Below are 21,039 nucleotides of genomic sequence, written 5' to 3'. Positions count from 1 at the left end.
AGCGCAGTGTTTGATGCAGCAAAAAAAATTCCTCATCCCGCGGTACTTTTTCTCATTCTCATCCGCCTTGTCTGAAACACCCCCTTTCGCGCATCCCTTCTGCATCCGACGAGGCCCCCATGTCACCCCGTTCCCCCCGCCTGCTCCCCGCCCACCTGCTGGCCGCCGCCATGGCCGCCAGCGTGCTGCCAGCCCCCTCGGCGATGGCCGATGAAGTCAGCAGCAGCCGCACGGCCTACAACATTCCGGCCGGTTCGCTGGCCAGCGTGCTCGGCGCCTTCGCCGCCGCCAGCAGCCTCAACCTGTCCTACGACGCCGCCCTCACCCGCGGCAAGCAGAGCCCCGGCCTGCAAGGCCAGTACGCCACCCTCGACGGCCTCGGCCGCATCCTGGCCGGCAGCGGGCTGCAAGCCTTCCCACAAGGCGACGGCAGCTACTCGCTGCGCCCGGCCCCCAGCAGCAACGGCGCCCTGGAACTGGGCGCCACCAACGTCGACGGCACCCGCACCAGCAGCACCGGCGACAGCACCGACAGCTACACCGTGCGCAGCGTCAGCATCGGCAAGGGTCAGCATTCGCTGCGCGAAACCCCGCAGTCGGTCACGGTCATCACGCGCAAGATGATGGACGAACAGAACCTCACCAGCCTCGAACAGGTGATGGAGAAAACCCCCGGCATCACCGTTCACGACTCGCCCATGGGCGGCAAGTACTTCTACTCGCGCGGCTTCATGATCGCCGGCCAGTACCAGTACGACGGCGTACCGCTGGATGTGGGCGGCAACTACGTGCAGGCCAACAGCTTCTCCAGCGACATGGCCTATTACGACCGCGTCGAGATCATGCGCGGCGCCGCCGGCATGATGAAAGGCGCCGGCAGCTCGGCCGGCGGGGTCAACTTCATTCGCAAGCGCGGCCAGGACAAGGCCGCCACCCACGTCACGCTGTCGGCCGGCACCTGGGACAACTACCGCGCCCAGGTCGACACCGGCGGCCCGCTCAACGACGCCGGCACCCTGCGCGGGCGCGCCGTGGTCGCCCAGCAGGACCGCAAGTACTTCTACGACATCGGCGAGCGCGAAGACCAGGTGGTGTACGGCGCACTGGACTACGACCTGAACGAGGACACCACCCTGGGCCTGGGCCTGGCCTACGAAAAGCTCGACGCCAAGCCCTGCTGGCAGGGCCTGCCGCGCTACAGCGACGGCAGCGACCTGAAGCTGTCGCGCTCCACCTGCCTGGGCGCGTCGTGGAACCACTGGGACAGCGAGCGAACCAGCCTGTTCGCCGACCTCACCCACCGTTTCAACGCAGACTGGGCGCTCAAGGTCGCCTCGATGTACACCCACAACGACCAGAACATGCAATACGCCATGGGCGAAGGCACCGTGCCGGTGGGCAGTACCCAGGGCGCCTCGAAGCTGTACTCCGGGCTGTTCGACTACGACCAGGACGACTACGGCTTCGACGCCAACCTGGACGGCCATTTCCAGGCCTGGGGCCTGGAGCACGAGATCATCGTCGGCGCCAACGCCAGCCGCTCCAAGGGCCGCGACCGCTACGAACTGATCAACCTGACCGAGCTGTACGGCGTCACCCAGAACCCGTTCAACCCCAACCCGCACATCCCCAAGCCGGGTGACTCGGTCTACGAGAAGGAGTCCTACCGCGGCGGGCCGATTCCGGTGACCTCCGACACCCGTCAGTTCGGGACCTACGCCACCCTGCGCCTGAAGCTGGCCGAGCCCCTCACCGCCGTGCTCGGCAGCCGCGTCAGCTGGTACCGCAACAGCAGCGACAGCTACACCCAGGCCTGGGACTACTGGCAGCGCAACCGCAGCCAGGAAAACGGCCAGGTGACGCCGTTCGCCGCGTTGATCTACGACCTGGACGACACCTGGTCGGTGTACGCCAGCTACGCCGACATCTTCCAGCCGCAAAGCACCTACACCAAGGCCGACGGCAGTTCGCTCAAGCCCAAGACCGGTGCCAGCTATGAGGTGGGGGTCAAGGCCGAGTGGTACCAGGGTCGCCTCAATGGCGCCTTCAACCTGTTCCGCAACACCAAGCAGGGTCGCGCCGAGGCTGACTACAACACGGTATGCGGCGGGTCGTCCGACGGTTTCTGCTACACCGACAGCGGCAAGGTTCGCGCCCAGGGCTTCGAAGCCGAGCTGAGCGGTGAACTGATCGAGCGCCTGCAGGTGCTGGCCGGCTACACCTATACCCAGGTCGAATACCTCAAGCGCATCGACGACACCCGCCAGGACGCCACCTTCACCGCCAGCTACGTGCCCAGGCACATGGCGCGTGTATGGACCAACTACGACCTGGACGGCGCCCTGCAGCGCTGGAGCGTTGGCGGCGGGGTCAGCGCGCAGAGTGCCAACCACTTCGTGGACCGCAACACCAAGATGGTGCAGCCCGGCTACGCCCTGTGGAGCGCCCGCATCGGCTATCGCCTGGATGACAACTGGAGCCTGGCCCTCAACGGCAACAACCTGTTCGACAAGCACTACTACAGCAGCGTCGGCGCCGCTGGCTGGGGCAACTTCTATGGCGAGCCGCGCAACCTGATGGTGACCCTGCAAGGCGACTTCTAACCCACAGCAACAAGGCTGAAGTCAATTAAATGATTATTACTATCGTTTACAGGCTTTAGCCTTGGGGACAGCTGCGGCACAATGGCCGCCCTGCTCCTCTGCCTTGGATAGCCATGAACACCGCCCAGCAACCCCCGCTGCTCAAAACCCCCGCCTTCGACCTGCGTCCGCTGATGGTGGTCAACATGGCCTGCACCATGGCGATGATGGCCTTCGTCGCCCTGATCGGCCCCATCGCCCGGGTGCTGGGCCTGGCAGCCTGGCAGGCGGGGGCGGCGGTCACGGTAGCCGGGGTGGTGTGGATGCTGCTGGCGCGCCCCTGGGGCCGGGCCAGCGACCGCTTCGGTCGCCGCCGGGTGCTGCTGGTGGGCACCGCGGGGTTCACCCTGGCCTATTGGGCCCTGTGCCTGTTCATCGATGGCGCGCTGCGCTACCTGCCGGCCACCTCCCTGGCCTTTGCCGCACTGGTGATCGGCCGCGGCCTGATCGGTGCATTCTATGCCGCCCTGCCGGTCGGCTGCGCCGCGCTGATTGCCGACAACATGCAACCGCAACAGCGCGCCCGCGCCATGGCCTCGCTGGGTGCGGCGAACGCCGTGGGCCTGGTGATGGGCCCGGCACTGGCCGCGCTGCTGGCGCGCCACAGCCTGAGCCTGCCGTTCTATGCGATGTCGGTGCTGCCACTGCTGGCATTGCTGGTACTGCAGTTCAAGCTCAAGGGTCAGGAGCTGCACCTGAGGCAACCGCCCCGCCCCGTCAGCCTGACCGACCCGCGCCTGCTTCGCCCGCTCACGGTGGCCTTCGTGGCGATGCTGTGCGTGTCGCTGGCGCAGATCACCGTAGGCTTCTTTGCCCTTGACCGCCTGGGCCTGGCGCCTGCCGATGCCGCCCAAGCGGCGGGCATTGCCCTGACCATGGTGGGTGCGGCGCTGATCTTCTCGCAGGTGCTGGTGAGCAAGCTGCAATGGCCGCCGCTGCGCATGATCCGCGTGGGCGGCTGCATCAGTGCGCTGGGTTTTGCCAGCGGCGCCCTGGCCGACAGCGTGGGCATGCTGTGGGCGTGCTACTTCGTCGCTGCGGCCGGCATGGGCTGGGTGTTCCCGGCGTTCCAGGCGCTGGCGGCGAACGCGGTGGATGCCGGTGAACAGGGCGCGACCGCAGGCTCTGTGGGCGCGGCACAGGCCCTGGGCACGGTGATCGGGCCGCTGGCCGGCACCCTGATCTATGCCCTGGACCCGCGCCTGCCGTACCTGATGGCCGCCTTGCTGCTGCTGTTGATCGCCTTGTGGCCGGTGCCTGCACGCCAGTAGGCGGGTTCGGCGACGGAATGTGTTTTAATGCGTCGCCCATTATTTTTGACATCAAGGCGGCTATGGACACGGGGACACGACTCAAACTGGTACGTGAACGCACCAAGCTCTCGCAACGGGAGCTGGCCAGGCGCAGCGGCCTGACCAACTCGACGATTTCACAGATCGAGCAGAACCGCGTCAGCCCATCGGTGAGCTCGTTGAAAAAGCTGCTGGAAGGCATCCCGATGTCGTTGGCGGAGTTCTTCAGTTTCGACGAACCGCCGCGCGAAGAACGCTTCGTGTTCCGCGCCAACGAGCAGCCCGACCTGGGCAGTGGTGGCTTGCGCATGCTGCTGGTCGGCGCCAGTGTCGAAGGTCGGCAGATGCGCATGCTGCGCGAGCTGTATGCGCCGGGCGCCGACTCCGGCGAAGAGCCGATCGTGCACACCGAGGGCGAGGAATGCGGCCTGGTGACCCGTGGCACCATCGAGTTGCGGGTAGACGGCCAGGTCAGCGTGCTGAACTCCGGCGACGGCTACTACTTCCCCACCACCCTGCCCCACAGCTTCAAGAACATCGGCCAGGACGAAGCCGAGATCATCAGCGCCAACACCCCGGCGAACTTCTGATGAGCATCGCTGCAAGCGGCAAGCTGGCTCGGCCTCGCTTGCCGCTTGCCGCTTGCAACGGCCCTTCTACATCCAGCCCAGCCAGTGCCACCAGGTTGCGGCGAACACCAGCATCAACCCGTACCCCACCAGCGTCACCACGATTCCGACCTTGGCAAACTGCCGCGCGTTGAAGGTTTCGGTACCCAGGCACACCATGTTCTGCGGTGCGTTGATCGGCAGGATGAACCCGTAGCTGACCACAAACCCCAGCACCATGGTCATGCCCAGGCGGCTGAAATCCCCCGGCAAGGTCTGCAGCACCGCGATCAGTATCGGCAGCAGCGCCGAGGTCAGCGCCGTGGCACTGGCAAAGCCCAGGTGGATCACGATCAGAAACGCCGCCAGAATCGAAAACACCCCCAGCGTGCCCAATTGATCCAGCCCGGTATTGGCCACCACCTGCCCGCCCAGCCATTGCCCGGCCTGGGTGGTCAACAGGGTGGTGCCCAGGCTGATGCCGACGCCGAACACGATCACCGTGCCCCACGGAATACGCGCCTGCACATCCTTCCAGGTCATCACCCCGAAGCGCGGCAGCAACAGCAGCACCAACCCGGCGTAGGTGGTCGAGGTGGTGTCGAAGTGATGCAGCTTGCCCTCGGTGGCCCAGGCCAGCAGCAACAGCAGCGACACCCCCAGCAGACGCTTCTGCGCCCCGCTCATCGGCCCCAGCGCCTGCAACTGCTCGGCCACCGCCGCCTTGCCGCCGGGAATGCTGTCGCTCTCGGGGGGCAGCATCCTGAGCACCAGCACGATCAGCACCACCGACATGATCAAAGCCCACGGCGCCCCGGCGATCAGCCAGTCGATCCATGACACCCGTGCACCGAGCATCTTGTCCATGAAGCCGACCGTCAGCAGGTTCTGCGCGGCAGCGGTCTGGATACCGATGTTCCAGATGCTGGTGCCCTGGGCCACGATGATCATGATGCCGGCGGCGATGTTGGAGCGCTTGTTCACACCGAACGCTGCGATCACGCCCATCATGATCGGCACCACGCAGGCACTGCGCGCCGTGGCACTGGGCACCACCAGGCTGAGCAGGATGATCACCACCATCGCCCCCAACAGAATGCGTCGGGTGCTCACGCCCACACGGTTGAGCGTGACCAGCGCGATGCGCCGGTCCAGCCCGGTGTGGGTCATCGCCGCTGCGATGAACAGGGCCCCCACCACCAGTGCCAATGCCGGGTTGGCAAAGCCCGTCAGGGCCATGCTCACGGCTGCCGACGAGCCGTAGATCACCGACGGGTCGGCAAGGGTCGGTGCGGTGCCCAGCAAAAATGCCAGCAGCGAGGTGATCATGATCGCACTGGCTTCGTACGACACCGCCTCGGTGATCCAGATCACCACCGCAAAGGCCAGGATCGCCAGCACGCGGTGACCGGCCACCGGCAGGTCGGCCGGCAGCGGCAACAGCAGCACGCCGACCAGCGCGACGATGCCCAGCAGCAGGCCCACGGGCAACAGGGGTTGAGCGCCAGGCGCTGCGGGAGGATTGGCGGGGGTACTCATGGGCAGGACTTCTTTGGCAACAAAACAGGCCCCTATCATCCCCAGCGCCTGGCCGGTACGCGCTGACGCGGGTCAATACATGGCCAAGACGCCCTGACCAGAACGCTTTGTAGGACATTCCAACAGCCGGTGGCGCGGCGACCCGTAAGCTCGAAAAAGACTGACCGGTCATTTGTAGTGAATAAAAAAAATCACTACAAAACCTATTGACGGCATTCGTTGCCCCTTGCATGATGAGGCCGTCTCCCTGATCGGGAGCGCTGGCAAAGGGTGTTCCAGACAGTTCGAGCGGTTTCGGGCTGTCCGTGGAGAGGGACTGTCCAAAAGGCAGAGTGAAGAAAGCCCCTGTTGCGACGCTGCTGTAGCAGCCTTGGTAGATCGCTACATGAAGTAGCGCAGGTTTGAACTCACCAACGACGAATAGGTAATAGGGGGCTTTATGATCAACTTGAACAACCAACCCACCATCGACCAATTGGCTCAGCTGTTCGCTGCCCGCAAGGACAGCCTCGATGACCACCTGCTGTGGGTCAGTGCCACAGGTGACGTGCACATCGACAAGATGCCGCCGCACACTGTCGAAGAGGCGATCGATGCGAAGCGTGAAATGCGCGCCCGTTTCAGGATGTTCCGCCGTGGCAAGGGCTACGTCGGCAAGAAGGCAGCGGCAGACACCGCGTTTGTCGCCAAGGTGCTGGAGACCCTGCAACAGGAATGGCCCGCCATCCGCGAGCGCCAGGACGTGAAGGTGATCGACCGGCTGTGCTGAGCCAGGCGAATTGAAAAAGGCGACCTTCGGGTCGCCTTTTTTATGCGTGCCTTTATCGCCTCATCGCGGCTCCGGCTCGCCCCACCGTCTGCGCACATTTCCTGTGCGCCACGACAGGGCGTAACCGCAGGCATCAGGCCTGACGACGAAACCGCGGGTGCTCCATCGGCACGGCGTCGGTGGCCAACGCCCGGGCCCGGTCCACACCGCGCACCAGCGCACGGCTCATGGTTTCACCCGGGCACGAGGGGTAGTACTCCTCGAACAGCGCCTTGCCCCGGCGCCCGTACACCCCCAGGAACATCTGCGTGGCCCCGGTGCGCGACAACCGCACCTGCACGTCGATGCTGGTGCCATCGCTGAGTTCTTCGTCATGGCTGCGGCTGTGCAGCTGAGAGTCGGCCCACGCCCAATAAGTCTCTTCCCTGATGCGCATCGCACTGCTCCTTGTTCGTTCGAACCGACAGTAAGGCATACAACCGCCAAGGGGGCTAGCGACAGCCGTCGCCCCATTGAGCGAGGTCAAGAAAGCCGCATAAAACGGCAGATTCAGCGTACCGGTCGTCTGTTTGCGAAATAGCCTACAACCTACATGAAAAAGCCCCACACACCGCAGCACAGACTGGATGGCGGGGCCTCTTCGGCGTCGTGGCTACTTCTTGCGCAGGCCCGGCAGAAACCGGCGGCGCTCGCTGCGCGGTGGCACCGTGGAGCGCACACGTACCGGCGCGTCTTCCAGGGTCATGTTGGCAAACCCCAGCTGGAACGCTGCTTGCCCGCAACGCACCTGGCTGTTGATGGGAAACTCGTCACCATCGTCTTCGAAATACGATTCCTTCATACCCGGCTCCCCTGCTGTGGATCACTACCGGCACGCAGATGAATGCCTAGGAAATAGTGACCTGTTGCTTTCAGAGACTAGCCGGACATTTGAAGACTGCCTGGTCACTTATTGTCGCACCCGACCAGTGGCCTATGGCTACCTGAGTTTGACCGCGGTGCCGGTGACGAACACCACCACCATGCCGCCACGGGCCGACGGCATGCTGATTTCGTAATCCAGGCCGATCACTGCATCGGCCTGCAGGCTGCGGGCGCGCTGGCGGATTTCGTCGGTGGCCTGGATGCGCGCTTCTTTCAGGGCGCTTTCCAGGGTTTGCGAACGGCCGCCGAAAAAGTCGCGAAAGCTGGTGAAGATGTCGCGTACCACGTTGATGCCCTGCACCGATTCGGCGCTGACTACATCCAGGTAGGCCGCGACTTCGCGCCCTTCGACAGTGCCAGTGGTGGTGAGGATCATTGCGTACTCCTGAGCGTTGTCGGGGCATGCCCCGACCCAAAAGAACACGATGGTAACAAACCCGCACTTTCGCCGCCCGTCACTTGCGGCCCGCCCAAGTGCGGCTATTTTCATTGGAACGTTGTTACAGCGTATTAATACTTCGGACGGAGTCGAAGCATGTCGATACCACGTTGCATGAGCGTTCTTGCATTGGGCCTGGTGCTGGCCGGGCTGGCGGGCTGCAGCAGCATCGATGCCCGCACCACACAATACGTCGGGGCGCCCCATCCTTCGCCCACCGCTGCGGCTACGGTCGAGGTACTGCGCAGCGAACCGACCCGCCCCCATGTCCGCCTGGGCGAGATCGTGGTCGATGCCAGCGTGTCCCCGCCGCCACCGATCACCGACGTGGAGCAGAAGCTGCGCGAACAGGCCGCCAGTATCGGCGGTGACGCCGTCGTGGTGGTCTACGACCGCATCCAGCCGGTTTCGGCCTATGTCAGTGGCCCGCTCTGGGACCGCGATATCCGCTCCATCGACGGACGCAAGCTCAAGGGCATCGTCATCAAGTATCAGTGACCCTGTGGTCGCCGATGGTGCCGGCGCCGGCGTACGCGCCCATTCGCCCCCTTCGGCCCCTGCCTCGCTGGCAAGGCCGGCCCCTGCCCAGAAGCGCAACATTGAACAGGCACCACCGTCATGCAAAGGACCACCGCCACTTGTCTCGTACTGCCCTGCGCCCTGCTGTTCCTGCAGCACGCCCTGGCGGACAACGCCGAAACCGCCAACAAGAGCAACAACCCGCTCAACCTGGCACCGGGCCTGAACCTGCAGGACTACTACACCCCCTCGGTGTACGACAGCAACGTGCATACCAACGATTTTCTGGTGCGCGGCACCCTGCCGGTCGCCCCTGGCGAACTGCTGCCGGTACCGCAACTGCTGCGCGCCACCCTGCCCATCAGCACCCGACCCGACCCCCACGGCGGCTACAGCACCGGCATCGGCGACCTGAACCTGTTCGACATCTTCCTGCTCAAGACCGAAGGCGTGCAGCTGGGCATCGGCCCGCAGCTCACCGCCCCCACTGCCGAGCACGACGAGCTGGGCACCGGCAAGTGGCAGGCGGGGCTGGCGGCGGTGGCCATCGACGCCTCGCCACGCGGGCTGCTCGGGGCGCTGGTGCAGTACCAGAGCTCGTTTGCCGGCGACCATGACCGCGCCCACGTCGAAACCGCCACCCTGCAGCCATTCATCATCCACAACCTGCCCAAGGGCTGGTACCTGCGCTCCACCGGCACCTGGACCTTCGACCTGAAGAACGACACCCACTACATCCCGCTGGGGCTGGGCGTGGGCAAGGCCTGGAAGGCCGGCAGCAACATCCTCAACGCCTTCATCGAGCCGCAGTGGACGGTGGAAAAGAAAGGTGACGGCCTGCCGCAGTTCACCGTGTTCGCCGGCCTCAACGTGACCTTCGGCAAGTAGCCAGCCCATGACCGGACCCTCCGGCAGCCAGCACCCTGTGCGTTCAATTGAAGGAGCACCACCATGCATACCCGACCTGTCCTGCGTTACCTGCCGGTGCTCGTGCTCAGTGGCGCGCCGCTGCTGGTGCAGGCCGACAACGCGCGTGACTGGCAGAACATCCCGATCGACCTGAACATGGTGTTCGGCTACTACAACCGCATCGACACCAACACCCCGATCGACACCGCCCTGCCCATCGACGGCCTGTCCCTGGATGCCGACCTCTACATCCTGCGCCTGGCGCGCTCGTTCAGCATCGACGGACGCAACAGCGCGATCCAGCTGGTGCAGCCATACGCCGACGTGTCGGCCTCGTTCGACGATGCACGTTTCTTCAATGGCACCAAGCACAACGGCGGCATGGGCGACACCCAGATCGTGTTCGCCCACAACTTCTTCGGCGGCCCGGCGCTGACCGCCGAGGAGTTCGCCAGCTGGACCCCGGAAACCTTCATGACCGGCGCCGTATGGCTCACCGTGCCCAATGGCGACTACGCCAAGAACCGCGTCATCAACATCGGCGCCAACCGCTGGGTGGTCAAACCCGAAATCGGCTTCGGCCACCCCATCGGCCCCACCTGGCTGGAGGTCAACACCTGGGTTTCGCTGTTCGGCGACAACGACGACTACCTGGGCGACAACAAGCTGGAGCAGAAACCGCTGTATGCCGTCGAAGGCCACTACAGCTACACCATCAACCGCGGCCTGTGGGCTTCCCTCGACGCCACCTACAGCTTCGGCGGCGAAACCCGCATCAACGGCGAAAACCAGGACAACAAGCAGGCCAACACCCTGGTCGGTGCCAGCCTGGGCTTCATGCTCTCGCCGCAGTTCGGTGGCCTGATCGCCTACACCGACACCGTGTCCGAACGTACCGGCTCACCCGATGTGAACACCTGGACCTTGCGCCTGAACTACGCCTGGTAGCCATGGGAGGCCTGATGAAGCGTTCGCACCGACTCACCTGCATGGCCCTGCTGGCCCTGTTGCCGGCCCTGGCAAAGGCTGCCGACCCGCTCGACCCCAGGGCCCTGGCCGCGCTGTCGAACATGGGCAGTTACCTGCACCGCCTGCAGGCCTTCAGCCTGAGCACCCGCAGCGAAACCGACCAGCAGCTCGACAGCGGCCCCACGGTGACCTTCACCCACCACACCCAGGTGCTCGCCCGCCAGCCCGACAAGCTGTTCGTCAGCGTCGACCAGGGCTCGGCGGCGCGCCAGTTCTTCTACGACGGCAAGCAGTTCACCCTGTATGACGGTCGTCATGGCTACTACAGCAAAGGCGCGGCGCCGGCGACCATCGAGCAACTGCTCGGACAACTGAGCGAGCGCTACGCCATCACCCTGCCGCTGGCCGACCTGTTCCGCTGGAACGCCCAGACCGCGAAACAGGTCGGCATCACCCAGGCCACGCTGATCGGCAGCGAATCCCTCGACGGCCAGGCCTGTACCCACTACGTGTTCCGCCAGCCCGACATCGACTGGCAACTGTGGCTACGCGAAGGCGCGCAGCCGTTGCCGTGCAAGCTGATGATCACCCGCCGCGACGACCCCGAGCGCCCGCGCCATAGCGTGACCTTCGACTGGGACCTGAGCACGCCCATCAACCCGGCAGCCTTCGACTTCACCCCGCCGGCCAAGGCCGTGGCGGTGCCGCTGCGCGAACCGAACGAGGGCCGCCAGCCATGACGCCACTGCGTACCTGCCTGCACCTGGGCCTGAGCGCCTGCCTGCTGACACCGCTGATGGCCGACGCCTGGCAACTGCGCGGCGGCGGTGGCGGGCGTACCTTCGTGGTGCCCTATCACGCCGGGGGCGGCCATTTCGCCCCCCCGCCGCCGCATTACCAGCCCATGCCGCACCCGATGCCCCCGCATCCGCAGCCGATGCCGCCCCACCCGGCGCCGCCTCCGCATCCGCAGCCCGGCCCTGGGCCGCACCCACCGGGCCCGCCACCGCATCCACCGGGCCCGGGCCCTCACCCGCCCGGCCCCGGCCCGATGCCGCCACCACCGCCACCGCCACCGCCGCACCCGGACGACTGGTATCACCCCTGGGCCGCCGCTGCCGTGGTCGGTGCCACCACTGCCACGGCCATCGCCATCGGCACCCAGGTGGCCGAAGTACCGCCGGACTGCGTGTCGGTGGTCGCCAACGGCGTGGCCTACCAGCACTGCGGCGCCACCTGGTACCAGCCGCAATACGTCGGCAGCAACGTGCAGTTCATCGTGGTGCCTGCGCCATGGTGAAACCACCCGCCCCAAAGGAATGCCCATGAGCGCCCTCACCGACATCAATGCCCTGCACGCCGCCATCGCCGCCTCGGTGCTGGGCCAGGACCAGGTGATCCGCCAGATCCTGGTGGGCCTGCTGGCCAACGGGCACGTGCTGCTCGAGAGCCTGCCGGGCCTGGCCAAGACCCGCACGGTCAAGGCCCTGGCCCGGCACCTGGATGCACGCATGAGCCGCATCCAGTTCACCCCCGACCTGCTGCCCTCCGACATCACCGGCGCCGAGGTGCTGCAACAGGTCGAGGGCCAGCACCAGGTGCGCTTCCAGCCCGGCCCGCTGTTCGGCAACCTGATCCTGGCCGACGAGATCAACCGCGCCCCGGCCAAGGTGCAGGCGGCGCTGCTCGAAGCCATGGAGGAGCGCCAGATCACCGTGGCCGGCACCAGTCACAGGCTGCCCGACCTGTTCATGGTGATCGCCACCCAGAACCCCATCGAGCAGGAAGGCACCTACCCGCTGCCCGAGGCGCAGATGGACCGCTTCCTGATGAAGGTGCTGCTGGATTACCCCGCGCCGGCCGATGAAAGCCAGGTGTTGCAACTGCTGCGCCAGGAGGAACAGCGGGCGGCGGCCAAGGCGGCCAGCGACAGCTTCAGCCTCGGCCAGGAGGTGATCTTCCAGGCCCGCCGGGAAGTGGCGGCCATTCACGTGGCCCCGGCCATCGACAGCTACCTGATCGCACTGGTCAACGCCACCCGCCACCCCGCCGACTACGACGCCGACCTGGCGCGCTGGCTGCAGCTGGGCGCCAGCCCGCGCGGCGGCATCGGCCTGGACCGCTGCGCGCGCGCCGATGCCTGGTTGCAGGGCCAGGACTTCGTCTCGCCCGACAACGTGCGCGCCATGCTCCACCCGGTGCTGCGCCATCGCCTGCAACTGAGCTACGACGCGGTGGCCGACGGCGTGACCAGCAGCGAGGTACTCGACCGCCTGCTCGACAAGGTGGCCATCCCGGCCTGAGGACCGCATATGCCAGCACCGGCGCAGCAACCCGACGGGCACGTCTACGTATCGCTGGCGCAGCTGATGGCGCTGGCGTTCGATGCCCGTGGCCTGAGCTTTCTGGCGCGCCAGCCCAGGGCCAGCGTGCTGGCCGGCAGCCACGCCTCGCGCCTGCGCGGGCGCGGCCTGAACTTCGACGAGCTGCGCCGCTACCAGCCCGGCGACGACCTGCGCCATCTCGACTGCAGGGCCAGCCTGCGCACCGGCACGCCGGTGGTACGCACCTTCACCGAAGAACGCGACCGCCCGGTGCTGGTGGTGCTCGACCAGCGTATGTCGATGTTCTTCGGCTCGCAGGTCAGCTTCAAGTCGGCGCTGGCCGCGCAACTGGCCGCGCTGTGCGCGTGGATCGCGCTGGCGGCAGGCGACCGGGTCGGCGCCCTGCTGTTCGACGACACCCGCATCGAATACCTGGCGCCGCTGCGCAGCCGCAGCCGGGTCCAGGCGATCTGCGCCAGGGCCGCACAGTTCAACCAGGCGCTGTCGGCGGATGTACCCGATGGCGATGCTGCGCACGGCCTCGACACAGTCCTGCAGCGCTGCCTGGCGCTGGCCGCGCACGACTGCCTGATCTGCTTCATCAGCGACTTCGCCGGTGCCGGCGAACGCACCCTGCATCAGTTGCGCCAGCTGCGTACCCACAACGACGTGATCGCGTTGCAGGTCTACGACCCGCTGGCCCTCGACCTGCCACGCCAGGGGCGCCTGCTGGTGACCCAGGGCCAGTTGCAGGTGGAGCTGGCGGTGGAGCGGCGTCAGGTGCACAAACCCTTGAGCGAGTTTCTCAGTGGCCGCCTGCACGACGTGGCGCAGATGCTGCGCCGCAGCCAGGTGCCGCTGCTGATGTTCAGCACCGCCCAGCCTGCCGCCCAACAGCTGCGCATGGAACTGGGCAAGCTGCGCAGGCCACCGGCATGACCGCGCCAGTGCCCAGCGTCGACCAGCTCAAGGAGCTGGCGCTGCCGCCCGCCGTCAGCTACTGGCCACAAACCTGGGGCTGGGCGCTGCTGGCGGCATTGCTGCTGGCCGGGCTGGTGCTGTGGGCGGCGCTGCGCCTGCGCCGCTGGCAGCGCGACCGCTACCGCCGCCAAGCCCTGGCACGCCTGCGCCAGCTGGAACAGGCAATGGCAGATCAGACCCGGCGCGTGCAGGCCCTGCGCGAAGTGCCCGAGCTGCTCAAGCGCGTGGCCCTGTCGATGCCCGAGGCTCCGGCCGTGGCCCCGCTGCATGCCGCCGACTGGCAGGCGTTTCTGGTGAGCCATTCACGCACCCCGCTGCCCGCCGACTTCGCCTGGCAACTGGCGCAGCTGGCCTATGCCCCCGACAGCCGCCTGCACGAAATCGATGCGTCAGCGCTGTTGGGCTACAGCCGCGCCTGGGTGGAGCATCATCATGTGGCAGCTTGATTACCCCTGGCTGTTGCTGATGCTGGCGCTGCCCTTGCTCGGCTACCGCTACCTGCCGCCCTATCAGGAAGCCCGCAGCGCCTTGCGCGTACCGTTCTTCGAGGCCATCAGCCAGGCCACCGGGCAGCGTCCGCGCCTGCCCGGCACCCGGGCCAATCGCTGGCAGCTGCTGTTGCACTGGCTGGTGTGGGCACTGCTGTGCCTGGCCGTGGCACGCCCGGTGCTGGTCGAGCCCCCCATCGAGCACCAGGCACCGGTACGCGACCTGATGCTGGCCATCGACATCTCCCAGTCGATGCAGACCGTCGACCTCAAGAACGCCGACGGCAAACCGGTTTCGCGCATCAGCGCGGTCAAGGCGGTGGTCGCCGACTTCATCGCCAGGCGCCAGCAGGACCGTCTCGGCCTGGTAGTGTTCGGCAGCGGCGCCTACGCCCAGGCACCGCTGACCCTGGACCACGCCAGCCTGTCGATCCTGCTGCAGCAGACCGACGTCGGCATGGCCGGGCCCAACACCGCCATTGGCGACGCCATCGGCCTGAGCCTCAAGCTGCTGGAGCAGGCTCACGAGCCGCAGAAGGTGCTGATCCTGCTGACCGACGGCAACGACACCAGCAGCGCCATCACCCCCGCCCACGCCGCCCAGATCGCCGCGGCCCGCGGGGTGGTGATCCATACCATCGGCATCGGCGACCCGCAGGCCGAAGCCGAGGCCAAGGTCGACCTGCCGACCTTGCAGCAGATCGCCACCGTCACCGGCGGGCAGTTCTTCCGGGCCCAGGACCGCGATGCCCTGCAACAGGTGTACGCCACCCTCGACACGCTCACCCCGCACGCGGTGAAGACCTACAGCCACCAACCCAAGCGCGACCTGTTCTGGCTGCCGCTGGGCGCGGCCCTGTTGCTGCTGACGCTGTACCACCTGCTCGCCCTGGCGGCAGCGTGGTGGCGCAGGCGCCTGCCTGCGGAGGCGCCCGCGCATGGACATTGACCTGAACAACCTGCATTTTCTGCGCCCGCTGTGGCTGTGGCTCTGGCTGCCCGCCGTGCTGCTGGTGCTGGCCTGGCGCCGCCAGCGCGGCCAGGCGCTGAACGTGAGTATCGCCCCGCAACTGCTGGCGCACCTGCGCATGGACGGCCACGACCGGCACCGCATTCGCCCCATACACCTGCTGGCGGCCCTGCTCGCACTCGGCGCACTGGCCGCTGCCGGCCCCACCTGGGAGCAGGACCGCCCGCAGTTTCTCGACAACCGCGCGCCGTTGATCCTGGCCCTGGACCTGTCCGGCTCGATGGACGCCAGCGACCTCTCGCCCACCCGTCTGGAGGCCGCCAAGCACAAGCTGCACAGCCTGGTGCAACGCCGCCAGGGCGCAGCCACCGGGCTGATCGCCTATGCCGGCAGCGCACACCTGGTGCTGCCCCCCACCCGCGACCCGGCGCTGCTCGACAGCTTCATCCAGGCGCTGGGCAGCGACCTGATCGAACAGCCTGGCAAGAACGTTTTGGCCGTGGTGGCGCTGGCCCGCCAACTGATCGCCGCCGAGCCCGGCCCCGCCACCCTGGTGCTGCTCACCGACGGTGCCGACACCACGCAACTGGCCCCGCTGGGCAAGGCCCTGGACGCCAGCCTGCTACAGGTACTGGTGCTGGCCGTAGGCAGCAGCGATGACGGCCTGGTCAGGGGCGCCGACGGTCAGCCGCGCACCGACAGCAACGGCCGGCCGCAACTGGGCCGCTTCGACAAGGCCGGCCTCGAACAACTGGCCAGGGCGCTGGATGCACCACTGGGCAGCCTGACCCCCGACGATGACGACCTGGACTGGATCGAGGCCCATGCCCAGCAGCACTTCGCCGACGTCGACCCGGCCAGCCAGCAGCTGCGCTGGAAAGACGCCGGCTACTGGCTGTGCTGGCCGTTGCTGCTGATCGCCCTGTTGTGCATCCGCCGCGGCTGGAGCCTGAACTGGAGCGCGTGCCTGCTGCTGGGCCTGGTGCTGGCCCCGGACGGGGCGCGCGCCAATGCCCTGGTGGATGCATTCATGACCCCCGATCAGCAGGGTCGCTGGGCCTTCGAACACCACCACCTGCCCGCCGCGGCGGCGCACTTTCAGGACCCTTACTGGAAGGGCATTGCCGCCTACCAAGGGGCCGACTACGACCTGGCGCTGGCCAGTTTCGCGCGCCTGCACACCGCACCGGCCTATTTCTACCTGGGCAATATCTACACCCGCCGCTTCAAGTTCGACCAGGCCATCGCCGCCTATCGCCAGGCACTGGCCCTGCAACCTGGGTTTGCCGAGGCCCAGGCCAACCTCGCCCTGGCCATCGCCCTGCAGAAGGACACCGAGTCGGCGCAGCAGAACGCCCCAGAGGTGCAGGCCGACCAGGTGGCCTTCGACAAGCCGGCCGGCAAGGGCCCGAGCAAGCAGGTGCAGACCCCGCAGGCGACCTCGGACGCCCTGTGGCTGCAGAACCTCACCACCTCGCCCGCGCAGTTTCTCAAGCGCAAGTTCAGCCTGCAGGACCAGGCTGCCAGGGGGGCGCCATGAGGCTTGTCGGCCTGCTCCTGGCCTGGCTGCTGTGCAGCTGTGCGCTTGCCGCCGACCCGCAGTTGCGGGTGCAGGCGCAACTGCTGGGGGGCGACAGCGTGGTGGTGGGTGAAACCGTGCAGTTGCAGCTGGACGTGCTCACCGACACCTGGTTCACCGGCGCCCCGCAGTTGCCGACGCTGAGCGTGCCCGGCGCACTGGTCACCCCACCCGGCGACCAGGCCCAGCACCTGACCCTGAACCTGGACGGCAGCACCTGGTTCGGCATGCGCTACCTGTACCCGATCACCGTGCAGCAGGCCGGCACCCTGGACATTCCCGCACTGACCGTGACGGCCCGGCCGGGCAATGCCGCGGCCGCCCTGAGCGCCACCACGGCGGCGCTGCACCTGCGCGTGCAACTGCCGGCCGGGGTCGAGCCGGGCCAGGCGGTGCTGGTGGCCAGCGCCCTGAGCCTGACCCAGCAGGTGAACCCGGCAAGCAGAACACTCAAGGTGGGTGACAGCCTCACCCGCAGCGTGACCCTGCAGGCCCAGGGCGCGCCGAGCCTGATGCTGCCGGTGACGGCGCTGCAGGCCGTGCCGGGCCTGAGCCTCTACCTCAAGACGCCCCAGGTGCAGGCCCTCGACGATGGCCGTGGCCACGTCGTGGGCGGCCAGCGCATCGACACCGCCAGCTACCGCATCGAGCAGCCCGGCAGCTACCAGCTGCCCGCCGTGCAGGTGCACTGGTGGAGCACCACCGACCAGGCCCTGCGCAGCACAACGCTGCCCGCCGTGCCCTTCACCGCCAGCGCCGGCCCTGCCTACACCCCGGTGTTCTCGGTGGCCGACGATCTGCAGCGCCTTGGCCAGCAGGGCCGCCTGCACCTGTCGCGGCACTGGCTCGGCGCCGCTTTGGTGCTCGCGGCACTGGGCCTGGCGTGGCGGGTGTGGCGTAGCCGCGGGCCGACCTGGCTGGCCCGCTGGCGGCACTGGCAGGCCCGACGCCAGGCCCGTCGCCTCGCCTCTGCCGAGCATGCATGGCAACAGGTGCCCGTTGATCTGGCCAGGCATCCGCCGCAGCTCACTGCGCTATACCTGTGGTTCAGGCGCAGCCAGGGCAGCGTGCGCCTGGCCACGGCCGACGACACCACCCTGCTGGCGCTGCTGCGACGCGGCTACGGCGCAGACGGCGCCCCCGATACGCTGCTCGCTGCGCTCAAGGCCGAACTTGCACAGCTTCATGCACGGCATTCACCGCGCCAGCCTGCCGCGCCCGCGCGCCACGGCCTGCGCCCGCTCAATCCAATGCAGAACAGGGAGTCGCGATGAAATCCAGTCCGAGTGTTCGTGGGTGGCTGCTGCTGGTGTTGCTGCTGCACTGGCCATTGTCGGCCCAGGCCGATGCGCCGCTGCCCTCATGGCACCAGGGCGCCGCCAGGGCCGCCCTCGTGCAGTTCGTCGAAAGCGTCACCCGCGAGGGCGACCCGCAGTTCGTGACCCCCGCGCAACGCATCGCGGTGTTCGACAACGACGGCACCCTGTGGAGCGAACAGCCCGCCTACTTCCAGGTGCTGTTCGCCTTCGACGAGATCCGCCGCATGGCCCCCGAGCACCCCGAGTGGAAGACCACCCAGCCGTTCAAGGCGGTGCTGGAAAACGACCAGAAGGCCCTGGCCGCCGCCGGCATGGACGGCCTGCTGAAAATCATCGGCGTGACCCATACCGGGGTCAGCACCGAAGCCTTCATCGGCCATGCCCGGGCCTGGCTGGCCAAGGCCCGTCACCCCACCCACCAGCGCCCCTACACCGAGATGATCTACCAGCCCATGCACGAGCTGCTCGACTACCTGCGCAGCCAGAGCTTCAAGGTGTACATCGTTTCCGGGGGCGACACCGCGTTCATGCGCGCCTTCGCCGACGAGGTGTACGGCGTGCCGCCCGAGCAGGTGATCGGCTCCAGCTTCGTCACCGAATACCAGCTGGTCGACGGCGTGCCGGCCCTGCTGCGTACCGCCAGGATCGCGCACAACGATGACGGCCCGGGCAAGCCCGAAAGCATCGACGCGATCATCGGGCGCCGGCCGATCCTGGCCTTCGGCAACTCCGACGGCGACCTGCAGATGCTGCAATGGACCGCCGCCGGCAAGGGCCCGCGCTTCATGGGCCTGGTGCACCACACCGACGCGAAACGTGAATGGGCCTACGACCGCCAGTCGCAGGTCGGACGGCTGGACAAGGCGCTGGACGAAGCGCGCCGCCAGCAATGGACAATCGTGGACATGGCGGCTGACTGGGCCCGGGTATTCCCGTTCGAGCCTGCCTCCACCCCGCAATCGCAGTGACGCGGTAACGAGCAAAGCAGTGATGCAACCGACATGTCGCCTGCGGGCGGCTCGAATGGCGAAAGGGAGGCAAGTCAGATGACTCGCATACGCAGATGGGCACCGCAGCTCGCGCTGGTCGCGGCCACGGTGATGGGGCTCGCGACAGGGGCGGCAAGTGCCGCCGACAAGCCGAATATCCTGGTGATATTCGGCGACGACATCGGCCAGACCAATATCAGTGCCTACTCGATGGGGGTGGTCGGCTACCAGACCCCCAACATCGACCGCATTGCCAAGGAAGGCATGCTGTTCACCGACTACTACGCGGAAAACAGCTGCACCGCCGGCCGCTCCAGCTTCATCACCGGGCAGACGCCACTGCGCACCGGCCTGTCCAAGGTCGGCGCACCGGGGGCGCCGGTGGGCCTGCAGGACCGCGACATCACCATCGCCCAGGCACTCAAGTCGCTGGGCTACGCCACCGGGCAGTTCGGCAAGAACCACCTGGGCGACAAGGACGAGTACCTGCCGACCAAGCACGGCTTCGACGAGTTCTTCGGCAACCTCTACCACCTCAACGCCGAAGAGGAGCCCGAGCGCCCCTACTGGCCCAAGGACCCGAACGACCCCTACGTGAAGAACTTCAGCCCGCGCGGGGTGATCCACGCCTTCGCCGACGGCAAGATCGAGGACACCGGTTCGCTCAACAAGAAGCGCATGGAAACCATCGACGATGAAACCACCGGCGCGGCCGAGGAGTTCATCAAGAAGCAGGTGGCCGCCGACAAGCCGTTCTTCGTGTGGATGAACACCACGCGCATGCACGTGTACACCCATGTGCGCGACTCGATGAAGGGCCAGAGCGGCATGCCCGGCAACGAGTACGCCGACGGCATGCTCGAGCACGATGGCGACGTGGGCAAGCTGCTCAAGACCCTCGACGACCTGAAGATCGCCGACAACACCATCGTGATCTACACCACCGACAACGGGCCCAACCAGTTCTCCTGGCCGGACGCGGCGACCACGCCGTTTCGCAGCGAGAAGGACTCCAACTGGGAAGGCGCCTTCCGCGTGCCGGCGATCATCCGCTGGCCGGGCAAGATCAAGGAAGGCACGGTGTCCAACGAGATGTTCTCGGGCCTGGACTGGTTCCCCACCCTGCTGGCGGCTGCCGGTGACACCGGCGTGAAGGACAAGCTGCTCAAGGGCTGGGCACCCACTGCCGGTGGCAAGAACTTCAAGGTGCACCTGGACGGCTACAACCAGCTGCCCTACCTCACCGGCCAGCAACCCAAGGGCGCACGTGACGAGTTCTACTACTTCAACGACGACGGCGACCTGGTGGCGATGCGCTTCGGCGACTGGAAGGCGGTGTTCTGCGAACAGCGTCGCCCCGGCGGCTTCGAAGTGTGGCAGGACCCCTTCGTGTGCCTGCGAGTGCCGAAGATCTTCAACCTGCGCATGGACCCGTATGAGCGCGCCGACGTGGTCTCTGACCAGTACAACGACTGGCTGGCGAAGAACGTCTACCTGACCGGCATCGCCACCATGAAGGCCTCGGTGTTTCTCGAAACCTTCATCGACTACCCACCCAGCCAGCACCCGGCCAGCTTCAGCGTCGACCAGGTGCGCAAGCAGGTGGACGCGAAGATCGAGGAGAAGATGAAGCAAGGCAAGCAATAGGCGGCAAGCTGCACACGGATGCCTCGTCCCTGACGGGGCATTTTGCCGACTGCGATACCCGCCCAACCCGCCAATCTGCTGCTAGGCTCAAGCACTGGTTGTCCCTCCCGCGAGGGCGTATTCCCAGCACTC

General features: G+C 66.8%; 21 protein-coding genes. 17 read left to right on the top strand and 4 right to left on the bottom strand.

The genetic code is table 11. The features are described from left to right. Positions 1 to 119: 119 nt before the first annotated feature. The 3 genes from NP552_RS10855 (at position 120) to NP552_RS10845 (ending at position 4,524) form a co-directional block, all read left to right on the top strand. On the top strand, positions 120 to 2,603 hold the full coding sequence (locus NP552_RS10855; RefSeq protein WP_443201034.1) for a TonB-dependent siderophore receptor: 2,484 nt from the start codon (positions 120 to 122) through the stop codon (positions 2,601 to 2,603). A 113-nt stretch (positions 2,604 to 2,716) separates the two neighbouring features. Beyond that, positions 2,717 to 3,913: an MFS transporter gene (locus tag NP552_RS10850; protein ID WP_058541248.1), complete on the top strand. Its 1,197-nt coding sequence runs from the start codon at positions 2,717 to 2,719 to the stop codon at positions 3,911 to 3,913. 62 nt (positions 3,914 to 3,975) lie between these two features. Next, on the top strand, positions 3,976 to 4,524 hold the full coding sequence (locus tag NP552_RS10845) for a cupin domain-containing protein (protein ID WP_043859772.1): 549 nt from the start codon (positions 3,976 to 3,978) through the stop codon (positions 4,522 to 4,524). A gap of 66 nt (positions 4,525 to 4,590) precedes the next feature. Here the strand turns inward: NP552_RS10845 and NP552_RS10840 are convergent, their stop codons facing one another. Then, the gene (locus NP552_RS10840; protein ID WP_054915142.1) at positions 4,591 to 6,081 is read right to left on the bottom strand and encodes a DASS family sodium-coupled anion symporter; all 1,491 of its coding nucleotides are present in this window, start codon (positions 6,079 to 6,081) and stop codon (positions 4,591 to 4,593) included. Positions 6,082 to 6,520: 439 nt separating this feature from the next. Here NP552_RS10840 and NP552_RS10835 point away from each other — a divergent pair, with 439 nt between their 5' ends. After that, positions 6,521 to 6,850 carry a hypothetical protein gene (locus NP552_RS10835; RefSeq protein WP_043859774.1) on the top strand — a complete coding sequence of 110 codons (330 nt, stop codon included), beginning with the start codon at positions 6,521 to 6,523 and terminating at the stop codon, positions 6,848 to 6,850. A gap of 133 nt (positions 6,851 to 6,983) precedes the next feature. Here NP552_RS10835 and NP552_RS10830 read toward each other — a convergent pair whose 3' ends face one another. From NP552_RS10830 to NP552_RS10820, 3 genes are all read right to left on the bottom strand, one after another. After that, positions 6,984 to 7,286, bottom strand: a complete 303-nt coding sequence (locus tag NP552_RS10830; RefSeq protein WP_043859775.1) for a hypothetical protein — start codon at positions 7,284 to 7,286, stop codon at positions 6,984 to 6,986. A 216-nt stretch (positions 7,287 to 7,502) separates the two neighbouring features. Next, positions 7,503 to 7,691 carry a hypothetical protein gene (locus tag NP552_RS10825; RefSeq protein WP_043859776.1) on the bottom strand — a complete coding sequence of 63 codons (189 nt, stop codon included), beginning with the start codon at positions 7,689 to 7,691 and terminating at the stop codon, positions 7,503 to 7,505. Between the two features lie 138 nt (positions 7,692 to 7,829). Then, positions 7,830 to 8,150, bottom strand: coding sequence for a YbjQ family protein (locus tag NP552_RS10820; RefSeq protein ID WP_043859777.1), 321 nt, complete (start codon positions 8,148 to 8,150; stop codon positions 7,830 to 7,832). A gap of 177 nt (positions 8,151 to 8,327) precedes the next feature. Here NP552_RS10820 and NP552_RS10815 point away from each other — a divergent pair, with 177 nt between their 5' ends. From NP552_RS10815 to NP552_RS10755, 13 genes are all read left to right on the top strand, one after another. After that, positions 8,328 to 8,711: a hypothetical protein gene (locus tag NP552_RS10815; RefSeq protein ID WP_370409155.1), complete on the top strand. Its 384-nt coding sequence runs from the start codon at positions 8,328 to 8,330 to the stop codon at positions 8,709 to 8,711. A 120-nt stretch (positions 8,712 to 8,831) separates the two neighbouring features. Continuing rightward, the gene (locus NP552_RS10810; protein WP_058541250.1) at positions 8,832 to 9,620 is read left to right on the top strand and encodes a hypothetical protein; all 789 of its coding nucleotides are present in this window, start codon (positions 8,832 to 8,834) and stop codon (positions 9,618 to 9,620) included. Between the two features lie 63 nt (positions 9,621 to 9,683). After that, a complete protein-coding gene (locus NP552_RS10805) occupies positions 9,684 to 10,589 on the top strand; it encodes a transporter (RefSeq protein ID WP_043859780.1) in 906 nt (301 codons plus the stop codon). 14 nt (positions 10,590 to 10,603) lie between these two features. Then, positions 10,604 to 11,350 (top strand): DUF2092 domain-containing protein, encoded by a 747-nt coding sequence (locus tag NP552_RS10800; protein ID WP_058541366.1) that lies wholly within the window; start codon positions 10,604 to 10,606, stop codon positions 11,348 to 11,350. Next, positions 11,347 to 11,910, top strand: coding sequence for a hypothetical protein (locus NP552_RS10795; RefSeq protein WP_078481936.1), 564 nt, complete (start codon positions 11,347 to 11,349; stop codon positions 11,908 to 11,910). Before NP552_RS10800 ends, NP552_RS10795 begins: the two co-directional genes overlap by 4 nt. A 25-nt stretch (positions 11,911 to 11,935) precedes the next feature. Continuing rightward, entirely contained in the window at positions 11,936 to 12,913 is a 978-nt protein-coding gene (locus NP552_RS10790; RefSeq protein ID WP_043859761.1) for an AAA family ATPase, read from the top strand. A 9-nt stretch (positions 12,914 to 12,922) separates the two neighbouring features. Next, complete coding sequence (locus NP552_RS10785) at positions 12,923 to 13,873, top strand: DUF58 domain-containing protein (protein WP_100633351.1); 951 nt, start codon at positions 12,923 to 12,925, stop codon at positions 13,871 to 13,873. Then, entirely contained in the window at positions 13,870 to 14,361 is a 492-nt protein-coding gene (locus NP552_RS10780) for a DUF4381 domain-containing protein (RefSeq protein WP_043859763.1), read from the top strand. Before NP552_RS10785 ends, NP552_RS10780 begins: the two co-directional genes overlap by 4 nt. Next, complete coding sequence (locus NP552_RS10775; RefSeq protein ID WP_104572649.1) at positions 14,348 to 15,352, top strand: vWA domain-containing protein; 1,005 nt, start codon at positions 14,348 to 14,350, stop codon at positions 15,350 to 15,352. The genes NP552_RS10780 and NP552_RS10775 overlap by 14 nt, the downstream gene beginning before the upstream one ends. Continuing rightward, positions 15,342 to 16,913, top strand: a complete 1,572-nt coding sequence (locus NP552_RS10770; RefSeq protein WP_274096722.1) for a VWA domain-containing protein — start codon at positions 15,342 to 15,344, stop codon at positions 16,911 to 16,913. The genes NP552_RS10775 and NP552_RS10770 overlap by 11 nt, the downstream gene beginning before the upstream one ends. Next, complete coding sequence (locus NP552_RS10765; protein ID WP_116054879.1) at positions 16,910 to 18,226, top strand: BatD family protein; 1,317 nt, start codon at positions 16,910 to 16,912, stop codon at positions 18,224 to 18,226. Before NP552_RS10770 ends, NP552_RS10765 begins: the two co-directional genes overlap by 4 nt. Further along, the gene (locus tag NP552_RS10760; RefSeq protein WP_116054882.1) at positions 18,223 to 19,239 is read left to right on the top strand and encodes an HAD family hydrolase; all 1,017 of its coding nucleotides are present in this window, start codon (positions 18,223 to 18,225) and stop codon (positions 19,237 to 19,239) included. The genes NP552_RS10765 and NP552_RS10760 overlap by 4 nt, the downstream gene beginning before the upstream one ends. A 78-nt stretch (positions 19,240 to 19,317) precedes the next feature. After that, positions 19,318 to 20,907: an arylsulfatase gene (locus NP552_RS10755; protein WP_043859768.1), complete on the top strand. Its 1,590-nt coding sequence runs from the start codon at positions 19,318 to 19,320 to the stop codon at positions 20,905 to 20,907. The last annotated feature ends 132 nt before the right edge of the window (positions 20,908 to 21,039 follow it).

Origin of the sequence: Pseudomonas sp. 8209 (genome assembly GCF_028682105.1) — a bacterium.
GTDB lineage: Bacteria > Pseudomonadota > Gammaproteobacteria > Pseudomonadales > Pseudomonadaceae > Aquipseudomonas > Aquipseudomonas palmensis.
This window is presented reverse-complemented; position numbering and strand designations above follow the sequence as displayed.

Coding starts and splice junctions, on each gene's coding strand:
- NP552_RS10770 (WP_274096722.1), top strand. CDS start 15,342: ATGGACATTGACCTGAACAACCTGCATTTTCTGCGCCCGCTGTGGCTG.
- NP552_RS10780 (WP_043859763.1), top strand. CDS start 13,870: ATGACCGCGCCAGTGCCCAGCGTCGACCAGCTCAAGGAGCTGGCGCTG.
- NP552_RS10810 (WP_058541250.1), top strand. CDS start 8,832: ATGCAAAGGACCACCGCCACTTGTCTCGTACTGCCCTGCGCCCTGCTG.
- NP552_RS10790 (WP_043859761.1), top strand. CDS start 11,936: ATGAGCGCCCTCACCGACATCAATGCCCTGCACGCCGCCATCGCCGCC.
- NP552_RS10815 (WP_370409155.1), top strand. CDS start 8,328: ATGAGCGTTCTTGCATTGGGCCTGGTGCTGGCCGGGCTGGCGGGCTGC.
- NP552_RS10760 (WP_116054882.1), top strand. CDS start 18,223: ATGAAATCCAGTCCGAGTGTTCGTGGGTGGCTGCTGCTGGTGTTGCTG.
- NP552_RS10850 (WP_058541248.1), top strand. CDS start 2,717: ATGAACACCGCCCAGCAACCCCCGCTGCTCAAAACCCCCGCCTTCGAC.
- NP552_RS10825 (WP_043859776.1), bottom strand. CDS start 7,691: ATGAAGGAATCGTATTTCGAAGACGATGGTGACGAGTTTCCCATCAAC.
- NP552_RS10830 (WP_043859775.1), bottom strand. CDS start 7,286: ATGCGCATCAGGGAAGAGACTTATTGGGCGTGGGCCGACTCTCAGCTG.
- NP552_RS10805 (WP_043859780.1), top strand. CDS start 9,684: ATGCATACCCGACCTGTCCTGCGTTACCTGCCGGTGCTCGTGCTCAGT.
- NP552_RS10765 (WP_116054879.1), top strand. CDS start 16,910: ATGAGGCTTGTCGGCCTGCTCCTGGCCTGGCTGCTGTGCAGCTGTGCG.
- NP552_RS10775 (WP_104572649.1), top strand. CDS start 14,348: ATGTGGCAGCTTGATTACCCCTGGCTGTTGCTGATGCTGGCGCTGCCC.
- NP552_RS10835 (WP_043859774.1), top strand. CDS start 6,521: ATGATCAACTTGAACAACCAACCCACCATCGACCAATTGGCTCAGCTG.
- NP552_RS10785 (WP_100633351.1), top strand. CDS start 12,923: ATGCCAGCACCGGCGCAGCAACCCGACGGGCACGTCTACGTATCGCTG.
- NP552_RS10855 (WP_443201034.1), top strand. CDS start 120: ATGTCACCCCGTTCCCCCCGCCTGCTCCCCGCCCACCTGCTGGCCGCC.
- NP552_RS10820 (WP_043859777.1), bottom strand. CDS start 8,150: ATGATCCTCACCACCACTGGCACTGTCGAAGGGCGCGAAGTCGCGGCC.
- NP552_RS10795 (WP_078481936.1), top strand. CDS start 11,347: ATGACGCCACTGCGTACCTGCCTGCACCTGGGCCTGAGCGCCTGCCTG.
- NP552_RS10755 (WP_043859768.1), top strand. CDS start 19,318: ATGACTCGCATACGCAGATGGGCACCGCAGCTCGCGCTGGTCGCGGCC.
- NP552_RS10845 (WP_043859772.1), top strand. CDS start 3,976: ATGGACACGGGGACACGACTCAAACTGGTACGTGAACGCACCAAGCTC.
- NP552_RS10840 (WP_054915142.1), bottom strand. CDS start 6,081: ATGAGTACCCCCGCCAATCCTCCCGCAGCGCCTGGCGCTCAACCCCTG.
- NP552_RS10800 (WP_058541366.1), top strand. CDS start 10,604: ATGAAGCGTTCGCACCGACTCACCTGCATGGCCCTGCTGGCCCTGTTG.